Genomic DNA, 11,174 nt, shown 5'->3' with positions numbered 1-11,174 from the left:
GATCGGACAATCCCGCACGTGACGACCCACCGTTGCGTATACCCAACCCGGGCCTTTCGCGCCGGGACAACAAGAAGGCAAAGAAGATGGCGGGCGAACGCGCACAGAACCTTCAGGACACGTTCCTCAATCATGTCCGCAAGAACAAGATCCCGCTGACCATCTTCCTCGTCAACGGCGTCAAGCTGCAGGGCGTGGTCACGTGGTTCGACAATTTCTGCGTGCTGCTGCGCCGGGACGGGCACTCGCAGCTCGTCTACAAGCACGCGATCTCGACAATCATGCCGGGCCACCCGGTCCAGCTGTTCGAGCCGGACGAGACCGCCGAGAAGGCGTGAGAGGCTCGCGGAATCGCGACGGCAAGAGGGCGTAGGCCGCATGCCGCGATCCGGCAGACGGGGCACGCCCGAGTGCCGCCCGGTCCGCCCCCCCCGGCCCGGTCCCGCAGGATAGCGGGATCGTCGCGTGGGTGCGCGCGCACAGCGGCGATGCCGTTATGCCCCTGCTAAGCCTGTGCCGCCTCCCGAACAGGCGGACAGGCCGCTGGCGCTGCGGACAGCTTCGCTCCGCCCGCGCCGGCAGGAACGCTGCCTGAGCCTCTGGCTCCTTTACAGAACCATTCCTCCCGGGCGGCACAACGTCTCTGGCAGCGTGGCCGGCGCACGGCCGGTCTGTGCCCGACACCCCGGGGGCTGCGGGACGGCCGAGCGCCAGAGCGGTTTCGCAGCTGAACCCCGCGATCGCGCACGGACCTACGCGGACGAAGCGTTGGACTGCCACCGCAGGTCCGCCCGGACGCGCGGGAACGACATCCCATCGGCCATATCAATTTTATGCACAAAATATTTTGCAAATAATTCGCTAAATCAAATTCTCGATCGAACAGATTGCAAAGTTTAATTTTTATCTCCTCGGCTCGATTGCTAATTACATAATTTGTCAGACATATCATCGCGCCGTTGTCAGCCCCATCGGCACGAAAATATAGTTCGACCGCGACCACCGTCGTTGCATAGAAAAAGAAAAATAGCGCGCATCCACTTTCGAGAGGCAGACCATCACTCTTCGCTCAAGGTCACGCCATGACCTGAGATCAACAAATTTTACTGAAGTGTGCGCGGAGCTCTGCCGTTATGACCTTCGGCTTGCTGCGCGACAGTCGAAGCATTGCTTCGCGGAGTCGGAATGGAGGGGATCTGAACCCAAACCGGCATTGAATCATAAGTCGACAACAAACAAACAAAAATAACAAACACAATTGGGGGGAACATGAGCTGTTTCATGACGAAAGTCGTAACGACTGTTTTTATCTATCAATCGACGCTCCGTCCCGGCTTTGCGGCCGGCGAATATCCACCCTACGACGGATATCTGCTCGCGTATTTCACCGGCAACAGCGCGTCTCAGGAAAAATCTCATTTGCCTACAGCCTGGATGGGCGGCGTTTCAATAAGTTGAACAACGGCAATCCTGTCATCAACGGAGACCTGACCGAGTCTGGCGGCTTGCGGAATCCCTATATCACCCGCAATCAGGACGGAAACTTCTACATCACCGCGACCGATATGCGGAGCAGCAAGGGGCGGGGCAGCAATCGTAGCATCGTCCTGATGCAGTCGTCCGACCTCATCCATTGGAAATCTTCGAACATCAATTTCGAGACACAGTTCCCCGGAATGTTCTCCGGTGTCCATGCGATCTGAGCGCCACAGGTGGCCTACAATCCCCTGACCGAGCAGAACATGGTCTATCTGACGATTGGCACGGACGCCCCCTACAAACCGTATTACGCCCACGCCAATCGTGACTTCACGGGATTGGTCGAGAAGCCGAGGCAACTCTTCTATGCCCGCGACGGCGTGGGCTACATCAATTCCGACATCACCGAGCAGGATGGCAAATACCATCTCTTGATGAAGGCGGAGACGAGACTTCAGGGCAGCACAGCCCAGCTCAGGGTCATCAAGCACGCGGTATCCGATCACCTGACCTGGGGATACCTCATACCGTCCAAGGGCAATGTGCAGAAGACCACCGAAGCTGTCGAAGGCCCGCAAGCCTTCAGGCTGAACGACGGCAGCGGCTACATCATCATATACGACAAGTACATGCATGACTGGAAGAGAGGAACCTTCGATCTGGTCAAGACGACGGATTTCAAGACCTTCACCCCCGTCCAGAACGCCGACATCAACACTCTTTCCCCGCGGCACGGCGGCGTCGTTTCCCTCACCTCCGACGAACTGCATCGCGTCCTCGACAAAGACACCAGCATCACCGTTCAGGACGCCGCGAAAGCCTCGTCCTCGACATCCCCGTCCCTGGCCTCCGGCACGACGGTCGCCGCATCCCCGGCCTCCGACGCCGGGGTCAGCCGGAAGGATCTCGGCACGCTCAAGGCCGACAACAGCTGGGCGTCGGAGATCTGGGCGCTCTCGGGCGACGGCAGCGTCGCGGTCGGCGATGCCTATACGGACGCCAACGGTGTCAACATGCGTGCCGCCGCATGGTCGGGGACCGACCTGTCGGTCAAGCGGGATCTCGGCACGCTGAGGTCCGACAACACCGGGGCGGCCAAGGCCTACGCCATCTCCAAAGACGGAAGCGTCATCGGCGGCATCGCCGAGAACGCCGACGAGACCCTGCACGCGACCCTCTGGTCGGGCACGAACTGGGCGACCAAGACCGATCTCGGCACCCTGCCGACCGACAAGTCGGGCACGTCCGGCATCTATGCGCTGTCCAGCGACGGCGCCGTCGCGGCCGGCGAATCGAGCGTCGATTCCGGGACGACCCACGCCGCCATCTGGTCGGGCCGGAGCTGGATCACGAAGACCGATCTCGGCACCCTGAGGTCGGACAATTCCGGGACCTCGTGGGCCTACGCGCTCTCATCCGACGGGTCCGTGGTCGGAGGCTATTCTGCGACCGACAGAAAGGTGGACGTCTACCCCCACGCCACGCTCTGGTCCGGGGCGAACTGGGCCATCAAGACGGATCTGGGGACGCTGCGGACGGACAACCGGGGGACCTCGGTCGTCCGGGCGCTGTCGGCGGACGGCACGGTCGCGGCGGGCAGCAGCAGCACGGATTCCGGCTACACGCATGCGGCCCTGTGGTCGGGATCGGGCTGGTCCGACAAGCGCGATCTCGGCACCCTCCGGTCCGACAACAGCGGGACGTCCTGGGTGCGGGCCCTGTCGGCCGACGGCCGGATCGCCGCCGGTTACTCGGAAACGGATTCGGGCGATCCCCATGCCGTCCTGTGGAAGATCACGTATCCGACCCCGGCGGCCGTCACCCAGACCGCGACGCTGACATCCACGCTCCAAAGTCAAACCCCGCCCTCGCCGACTCAGCGTTCGGTGCCGGCCTCCGCGATACAGAGCCCGTCCGCAGCCGCCACAGGCCGGAACGCGACATCGACACAAGCCGCACAGAGCCCGGCCGCGGCAACCCAGCCCGCGACGCCGACATCGACGGCTCAGAGCCCGACCACCCAAGCGGCCCAGAATGCGACCCCAGCTCAAGCGTCTTTCCAGGCCGCGCCATCGACGACACAAGCCACCGCGCAAGCGATGAACGCCAATCCCGCCACACCCGCAGCCGCGTCAGAGGTCCAAGCCCAGATCGTCGACGTGACCAACACCCGGCGGACGATCGCGCGTCTGCGGTACGAGACCTTTTCCGCTCTGGAGCTGCAGCGGCAATCGCTCACCTACCTGCAGCAGAACTTCGTCGTGCCCAAGGGTCAGATCGGCTGGGGCGCCAGCACCGGATTCGTCGCCGACGGCAGGAACACGGATACGCTGTCCACCTTGCCCCTGGGTTACGGCCTGACCGACACCCTGACGGTCGGAGGCACCCTCAGCTACGCACCCTACCGAGCCCTGCCGTCGCCGGCCTTCAACGACAACCGGAGTTCCTTCGGGGCCGGTGCCTTCCTGAACTGCCATCAGCCCTACGCCGGCGGTGGGGTGTTCGTGCGCTCCGCCTTCGCCTTCAGCCGCTATCACGCCGACATCCACCGCGGGCAGTTGTCCGGCACCGAGGCGGGCATCGGCGGCGCGCAGATCGCCGGGGTGGCGGGGGCGATCGAAGTCGGCCAGGACCTTCCCCTGTTCTCGGATCTGGTGGTGGGCTGGCATGGCGGCGTCCGGATCAGCCGCGTCACCCGCCAGGGCTACACGGAAGCCAATGTCAGCTTCCCCATCCAGTATGGCGACGTGGCCTATCGGAGCACCTTCGCCTATGCCGGCGTGGATGTTGCGGTGCCGCTGACCCCGGATCTGCAATGGGTCTCCGGCATCGAGATCGAGCGGGCGGTGCGCAAGCCGACGATGACCTCCACGGCCCACGCGGACGACATCGGCGATTTCCAATATGGCGCTGTCCTGACTCAGGCGCGGGGCGAGGCCAAGACCGGCCTGAAGTACAAGCTGGGCAACAATCTCACGGTCTCTGCGATCGCCTCCGCGAGATCGACGGCTTTGGGCACCACCGCCGTCGGCGGGATGCTCAGCTTCGGCGGAACGCTCTGAACACGGTGCGCCCGGCGTAAGGCCGAGGCATCGGGCCGAGCGGGCCCCGATGTCGAGGCGACCGCCGGGCGTGCCCGCGCTGCCGTCATGGATATCTGCCGCCCCGCCAGTCCGGCATCTTGGCTGACGTCGCCCGCATCCCCATTCTGACGAATCCGACTTCTCGAACGAAGCCGCCGAGCCTCCGGCGGCGTTAAAGGTTGCATGAGCGAGACGCTGACGTCCGGCGAGGCCCGGCTCCAGGCACAGGCCGCGCCCGAGGGCGAGATCGCCGCGGCGACCCACACCTTGGTGATCGGGCCCTATCTGGCGCGCGGCGCTCCCGGACCCGGGGGGCCGGGCCACGGGCCTGTTCAGCCGACCCGCTCGGTGGAGGCGCGCCTCGACGAGGCCACCGGCCTCGCCGCCGCGATCGAGCTCGACGTGGTTGAGAGCCTCGCCATCAGCCTGCCGCGGATCCGCCCCTCCACCTATCTCGGCAAGGGCCGGGTCGAGGAGATCGCAGGGCTCATCCGCGCCCGCGAGATCGGCCTGGTGGTGATGGATTGCGCCCTCTCGCCGGTGCAGCAGCGCAACCTCGAGAAGGAATGGGGCGCCAAGGTCATCGACCGCACCGGCCTGATCCTGGAGATCTTCGGTCGGCGCGCCTCGACCCGGGAGGGCACGCTCCAGGTCGAGCACGCGCACCTCGCCTACCAGAAGTCGCGGCTGGTCCGGTCCTGGACCCACCTGGAGCGGCAGCGCGGCGGCTTCGGCTTCCTGGGCGGCCCCGGCGAGACCCAGATCGAGGCCGACCGGCGCATGATCCAGGAGCGCATGACCCGGATCGAGCGCGACCTCGACGCGGTGGTGCGGACCCGCGGCCTGCACCGGCAGAGCCGGGCCCGGGTGCCGTACCCGATCGTCGCCCTGGTGGGCTACACCAATGCCGGAAAGTCCAGCCTATTCAACACCCTGACCCGGGCCGAGGTCACCGCCAAGGACATGCTGTTCGCCACCCTCGACCCGACCGCCCGGGCGACCAAGCTGCCGCATGGCGAGAATGTGATCCTCTCGGACACAGTGGGCTTCATCTCCGACCTGCCGACCGCCCTGATCGCCGCGTTCCGGGCGACCCTGGAGGACGCGATCGAGGCCGACGTGCTCCTGCATGTGCGCGACGTCAGCCATGTCGACTCCGAGGCCCAGGCCGAGGATGTCGGCGACGTGCTGCGCGAGCTCGGCATCGAGACCACGGCCGAGCGGATCATCGAGGTCTGGAACAAGGCCGACCTCCTGGATGACGACGAGCGCACCCGGCTGATGAACCTCAGCGGCCAGGCCAAGGCCCGCAACGACCGCGACAGCGACGCGCCGGTGCTGGTCTCGGCGCTGACCGGGGAGGGGCTCGCTGCGCTCACCGCCCGGATCGAGGCACGGATCGGCCGCCACCGGGCGAGCTTCGCGGTGTCGCTGCCCCCCGAGGACGGGGCCGCGCTCAACTGGCTCTACGAGAACGCCGAGATCCTAGACCGGCGCGCGGAGGCCGACGGCACCCTGCACCTGGCGATCCGGATCGCCCCCGAAAAGGAGCCGCGCTTCCTCAATCGCTTCAGCGCGGCCCGGCGCCTCTAGCGCAGCGCGTGATGGCCTCGGGCGGCGCCCGGACACCGTCGCTCCCCGCCTCCCGGACCGCCGGGAGTCGCGCCGTGTGCAAGGCGGAGGCGGGCCAGGACGACCCCGCCGTGCTGCGCGCCATGCAGGCGGGTGGCGGTCTGCGCCTGCTCGGGCTGCGGATCGTGATCGTGCTGGTGCTGCTGATGGCGGCCCAGGCCTATGACGGCTCGCTGCACGCCCTCAGCCACTGGTTCATCCTCGGCCTCTACGGCGTCGGCACGGTCTGGTTCGGCCTGGGGGAGCGGGGCGGCGGCCCGGTGGCGGCCGTCTACAGCTGGGCCGGGACCCTGCTCAATGCCGGGCTCGCCGTCTACGTGATCATCGAGCACATGCTGGCCGGCGGCGGGGCCGGTCTCGGCGCCGACGCGGTGAGCCGCCTGCCCGCCTTCCTGCTCCTGCTCCAGACCGGCCTGAGCATGCGGGTGGCCCAGACCCTGCTGTTCTGCGCGGTGGTGACGGCCTGCTGGACCGCGGCGTTCCTGGTCGGGCTGGCCTGGCCGGAGCTGTTCCCGGGGCCGGATTCTTTCCCGACCGCGCAGATCACCGGGCTCGCCACCTTCGTGGCGGCCGGCCTCCTGGTGATCGACGGCATGACCCGGCTGCGGGAGGCGGTGACCCGGGCGCTGCGCATGGAGCACGAGCGCGCCCAGCTCGCCCGGTTCGTGCCCGACACGGTCGCCCTCGACCTCGCCGCCGAGGATGCCGACGGCGCCATGGGCATCCACCGGCGCCACGCCTGCCTGATGGTGCTCGACATCCGCGGCTTCTCGCGGCTGAGCCGGGAGCACCCGCCCGAGGCGATGGTGACGGCCCTGCTGGCCGTCCGGGCCGCCGCCCAGGCCGCGGTGGCGGAGCAGGGCGGCCTGGTGGACAAGTATGTCGGCGACGCGGTGCTGGTGCAGTTCGTGGTCGGCCGCCCTCGCGCCCAGGCCCGGGCGGCGCTCACCTGCGCCCTGTCGATCCACGACCGGATCGCCACCCTCAACGCGGCGCGGGCCGGGGAGGGGCTGTTCACCCTGCGGGTGGTGGTCGCCCTGCATGCGGGCGACCTCCTGGTCGGGGTGTTCGACGACGGGGTGCGGGCCGAATACACCGTGCTCGGCCCCGCGATGAACGCCCTGTCGCGCCTGGAGGCTCGGGCCAAGGCGGCCGAGATCGAGATCGGCGCCTCGGGGGAGTTTCTGGATCTGCTCGGGGGGCCGCTGCCGCCCCGCATCCAGGCGGTTCCAGTGCCGGACGCCAACGCCGCCCAGCCGGCCCTGTTCGCGATCGTGGAGACGTCGGCCGCCTGAAGGGCGGGATTCTCCCGGAACATGCGCGGAACCGGTTCGTTCGGTCGGAGCGGCGCAGGGTCGCGGAAAGTCCTATCCCCCCATGAACAAGATCCTCCTCGGCGCGACGCTCGCCCTCGGCCTCGTCCTCGGCGCGGCCAGTCCCAGCCTCGCCGCCCCGGGCGACGGCCTCGACCGGAACGCCGCCGCCACCGGCAACAGCAACTTCGGCGGCATGCACCGCGGCGCCCGGATGTCCTCCCGGGGCGTGATGAGGAGCCGCCATCACATGATGCGCCGGCACCATCGCCACCCCATGATGCGCCGCCATTATCGCTGAGTTTTTGGGGATCCCGTGCCTGCGCGACCTGCGTGCAGGCACGGGGCCGGGCGGCTGGGGCCCGCAGGTGTCGGGCGCGACAGCTGGAGCATTGCCCCGGTTCCGGTATTCAGGACGATGCGCTAGGGAGAATCCAGATTCGGCGCGCCCAAGTCAGGCGTGATGCGAGGGAGGATCCATGCCGGGGTTGGGACGGGTCGGGCGGTTCGCCCTGGGATGCCTTGCCCTCGCGCTCGGCACGGCCGCGCAGGCTCAAGAGAAGCCGGTCCCGCCCCTGGTCTTCACCGGCATCCCAGACCAGGACGAGAGCCGCCTCGTCGAGCGCTTCGGCAAGGTCGCAACGTATCTCGAAGGCAAGCTCGGCGTGCCGGTGCGCTACATCCCGGTGAAGAGTTACCCGGCGGCGGTCACCGCCTTCACCAACGGTCAGGTGCAGCTCGCCTGGTTCGGCGGCTTTACCGGGGTCCAGGCGCGCCGGGCCGTGCCGGGCTCCCAGGCGATCGCGCAGGGGGCCGAGGACGCGGCGTTCAAGACCTACCTGATCGCTCATGCCGGGGCCGGGCTGGAGCCGACCAAGGACTTCCCCAAGGCGATCGCAGGCAAGACCTTCACGTTCGGCGCCCGGGCCTCGACCTCGGGGCGTCTGATGCCGGAATACTTCATCCGCCAGGCCTTCCCGGGCAAGAATCCGGAACAGGTGTTTTCCCGGGTCGGGTTCTCGGGCGACCACAGCCGCACGATCCAGCTGGTCCAGTCCGGCGCCTTCGCGGTCGGCGCCGTCGACTACGCGGTCTGGGACCTCGACACGAAGGCCGGCAAGGTCGACCCGAAGGCCGTCTCGGTGATCTGGGAGAGCCCGACCTTCCCGGACTATCAATGGACCGTGCGCGGCGACGTGGACCGGACCTACGGCGCCGGCTTCACCGAGAAGCTCAAGGGCGCCCTCGTCGGCATCACCGACCCGGCGATCCTGGAGCCGTTCGGGCGCTCGAAGTTCATCCCGGTGACCAACGCCGCCTACGAGCCCCTGGTCGAGGTCGGCCGCTCTACCGGCCTGCTGGACTGAGACGGTGGCGGCCGAGGCCCAGGCGAAGATCGTCCCGGAGATCGTCCTGGAGAACGCCGCGGCCTCCTATGGCGGCCACCCGGTCCTGTCGGGCATCGACCTGACCGTGCGGGCCGGCGAGCGGGTCGCCCTGATGGGCCGCTCGGGCGCCGGCAAATCGACCCTGATCGGGCTGATCCAGGCGCAGGCGCCCGAGCGGGTCGCGCTGGTGCCCCAGGCCGCGGCCCTGGTTCGGACGCTCTCGGTGTTCCACAACGTCTATATGGGCCGGCTCGACCGGCGCTCGACCGTGCACAACTTGCGCACCCTGGTCAGCCCGGCGAAAGCCGATATCGCCGGCGTGGAACGCATCCTCGACCGGGTCGGCTTGGCAGAAAAACTCTGGGCGAAGGCCGGCGCACTGTCCGGCGGCCAGCAGCAGCGCGTCTCGGTGGCCCGGGCCCTCTATAACGGCCGCCCGATCCTGGTGGGCGACGAGCCGGTCTCGGCGCTGGACCGACAGCAGGGCGCCCGGATCCTCACCGAGATGGCGCAGAGCCACGAGACCCTGATCCTGGCGCTCCACGACGTGACGCTGGCGCTCGCCCACACCGACCGGATCGTGGTGCTGGAGGCCGGCCGGATCGCCCTCGACGCGCCAGCTCAAAGCCTCGATCCGGCACGGCTGAGCCCCTATTACGAGGCCGCGTGATGCGGCTCGCCCGCCCGCGGCCCGGCTACGCGGCGGTGAGCCGCTGGTTCCTGGCAGCCGCGCTGGCCGGCCTGCTCGTCGCGGACCTGCACGTCACCACCCTGCACCCGTTCGCCGACCTCGCGCGCCTGCTCGAGGGCCTGGTCCGGCCGGACTTCCTGTCGGTCGAGGGCTGGAGCGTCGTCTACACGGTGGCCTTCGCGGTGCTGGGCGTCGGGCTCGGGGCCGGGAGCGGCCTGCTGCTGGCGATCCCGTTCGCCCGCTCCCGCACAATCCGGCTCGCCTGCGCGGGCCTGCGCGCCGTGCACGAGCTGTTCTGGGCGCTGCTGCTGATGCAGGTCTTCGGGCTCTCGGCCACCACCGGCGTGCTCGCCATCGCGCTGCCCTACGCGGGCATCTGCGCCAAGGTCTATGCCGAGATCATCGAGGAGGCCGACCTCGCGGCGCTCCGGGTGCTGCCCATAGGCACGCGCACGGTCTCGGCCTTCCTGTATGCCCGCCTGCCCGAGGTCGCCGGGCGGATGCGCGACTACACGCTCTACCGGCTCGAATGCGGCCTGCGCTCCAGCCTGGTCCTCGGCTTCATCGGCCTGCCGACCATGGGGTTCTATCTCGAATCCGCCTTCCGCCAGGGCCGCTACGCCGAGGCCGGGGCGCTGCTCCTGGTGTTCTACGCGCTGATCGGCACCCGCCGGCTCTGGATCCGCGGCTGGACCGTGCCGCTCCTGCTCATCGCCGCCCCCCTGGCCCTGCCCCCGGCGATCGGCAACGCCGCGGTCGGGGCGAGCCTCGCGCGCTTTCTCGGCCACGACATCGTGCCGGCGCCCCTGCGCGGCGCGGCGCTGGCCGATCCCGAGACCTGGACGCGGCTCTGGTCGTGGCTGCGCCCGATCCTCACGGACCAGATCCTGCCGGGCACGATCCAGACCCTGATCCTGGCGCAGATCGCCCTGGCGGCGACCGCGCTGGGGGCGCTGGTCCTGTTCCCGCTCACCGCGCGGCGCTTCGCCGGGCCGCTCGGACGGCCGCTCGGCCGCGTGCTCCTCGTGGTGGTGCGCTCGACCCCGGAATACATGCTGGCTTACGTCTGCCTGCAGCTGCTGGGCCCCTCGATGCTGCCGGCGATCTTCGCGCTGGCGCTGCACAATGCCGGGATCGTCGCCTACCTGATGGGCCGGCACGCCGACGCGATCCCCTACCGACCCGACGCGCCAAGGGGCCTGAACCTGTACGCCTACGAGACGGTGCCGCGCCTCTACGGCCAGTTCCTGGCCTACCTGCTCTACCGCTGGGAGCTCATCCTGCGCGAGAGCGCGATCTTCGGCATCCTCGGCGTCACGACGCTGGGCTTCTACGTCGACGCCGCGATCTCCGAGCTGCGCCTCGACGTGGCCGTGGTGCTGATCGCCGCCACCGCCTCGGCGACGGTGGCAGTGGACGCCCTCTCCCGGAGCCTGCGCCGGTCCCTGCGCATCGACACGCTGCCGACCCGCCTGTCCGGGCCGGCGCCCGTGGCGGGGGTAGGGCCACCTCCCGGGCTCCGCCCCCGTCCCCCCAACAGGGGCGCACCGTTTGTAACCACCACTCATGACGCGCGCCGCTCGCGCCG

The 11,174-nt window shown here is 68.5% G+C and carries 10 protein-coding genes; all 10 read left to right on the top strand.

The window, feature by feature from the left end; genetic code table 11:
* The first annotated feature begins 86 nt into the window (after positions 1–86).
* On the top strand, positions 87–338 hold the full coding sequence (gene hfq / locus AO398_RS14545) for an RNA chaperone Hfq (RefSeq protein ID WP_007563033.1): 252 nt from the start codon (positions 87–89) through the stop codon (positions 336–338).
* A gap of 943 nt (positions 339–1,281) precedes the next feature.
* Positions 1,282–1,458 carry a hypothetical protein gene (locus AO398_RS28820; protein WP_160329332.1) on the top strand — a complete coding sequence of 59 codons (177 nt, stop codon included), beginning with the start codon at positions 1,282–1,284 and terminating at the stop codon, positions 1,456–1,458.
* The gene (locus tag AO398_RS14540; protein ID WP_058192844.1) at positions 1,455–1,703 is read left to right on the top strand and encodes a hypothetical protein; all 249 of its coding nucleotides are present in this window, start codon (positions 1,455–1,457) and stop codon (positions 1,701–1,703) included. Before AO398_RS28820 ends, AO398_RS14540 begins: the two co-directional genes overlap by 4 nt.
* 9 nt (positions 1,704–1,712) lie before the next feature.
* Positions 1,713–4,541: an HAF repeat-containing protein gene (locus AO398_RS14535; RefSeq protein WP_058192843.1), complete on the top strand. Its 2,829-nt coding sequence runs from the start codon at positions 1,713–1,715 to the stop codon at positions 4,539–4,541.
* Between the two features lie 204 nt (positions 4,542–4,745).
* Positions 4,746–6,155, top strand: a complete 1,410-nt coding sequence (hflX, locus tag AO398_RS14530; RefSeq protein ID WP_058192842.1) for a GTPase HflX — start codon at positions 4,746–4,748, stop codon at positions 6,153–6,155.
* A gap of 74 nt (positions 6,156–6,229) precedes the next feature.
* Complete coding sequence (locus AO398_RS14525) at positions 6,230–7,489, top strand: adenylate/guanylate cyclase domain-containing protein (RefSeq protein ID WP_244498778.1); 1,260 nt, start codon at positions 6,230–6,232, stop codon at positions 7,487–7,489.
* Between the two features lie 82 nt (positions 7,490–7,571).
* Entirely contained in the window at positions 7,572–7,808 is a 237-nt protein-coding gene (locus AO398_RS14520) for a hypothetical protein (RefSeq protein ID WP_058192840.1), read from the top strand.
* A gap of 178 nt (positions 7,809–7,986) precedes the next feature.
* Positions 7,987–8,874, top strand: coding sequence for a putative selenate ABC transporter substrate-binding protein (locus AO398_RS14515; RefSeq protein ID WP_058192839.1), 888 nt, complete (start codon positions 7,987–7,989; stop codon positions 8,872–8,874).
* A 4-nt stretch (positions 8,875–8,878) separates the two neighbouring features.
* Positions 8,879–9,565, top strand: a complete 687-nt coding sequence (locus AO398_RS14510) for an ATP-binding cassette domain-containing protein (protein WP_244498777.1) — start codon at positions 8,879–8,881, stop codon at positions 9,563–9,565.
* On the top strand, positions 9,565–11,174 hold a 1,610-nt coding region (locus AO398_RS14505; RefSeq protein WP_244498776.1), incomplete at its 3' end, for an ABC transporter permease. The genes AO398_RS14510 and AO398_RS14505, both read left to right, overlap by 1 nt.

The sequence above is a fragment of the Methylobacterium sp. GXS13 genome (genome assembly GCF_001455965.1).
Classification (GTDB): domain Bacteria; phylum Pseudomonadota; class Alphaproteobacteria; order Rhizobiales; family Beijerinckiaceae; genus Methylobacterium.
The sequence above is the reverse complement of the archived record's forward strand: the minus strand, read 5'-3'. Positions and strand labels throughout refer to the sequence as shown.

What these genes read in the sequence shown, in the direction of transcription:
- AO398_RS28820 (WP_160329332.1), top strand. Translation starts at nt 1,282, where the DNA reads ATGACGAAAGTCGTAACGACTGTTTTTATCTATCAATCGACGCTCCGT.
- hflX (WP_058192842.1), top strand. Translation starts at nt 4,746, where the DNA reads ATGAGCGAGACGCTGACGTCCGGCGAGGCCCGGCTCCAGGCACAGGCC.
- AO398_RS14515 (WP_058192839.1), top strand. Translation starts at nt 7,987, where the DNA reads ATGCCGGGGTTGGGACGGGTCGGGCGGTTCGCCCTGGGATGCCTTGCC.
- AO398_RS14520 (WP_058192840.1), top strand. Translation starts at nt 7,572, where the DNA reads ATGAACAAGATCCTCCTCGGCGCGACGCTCGCCCTCGGCCTCGTCCTC.
- hfq (WP_007563033.1), top strand. Translation starts at nt 87, where the DNA reads ATGGCGGGCGAACGCGCACAGAACCTTCAGGACACGTTCCTCAATCAT.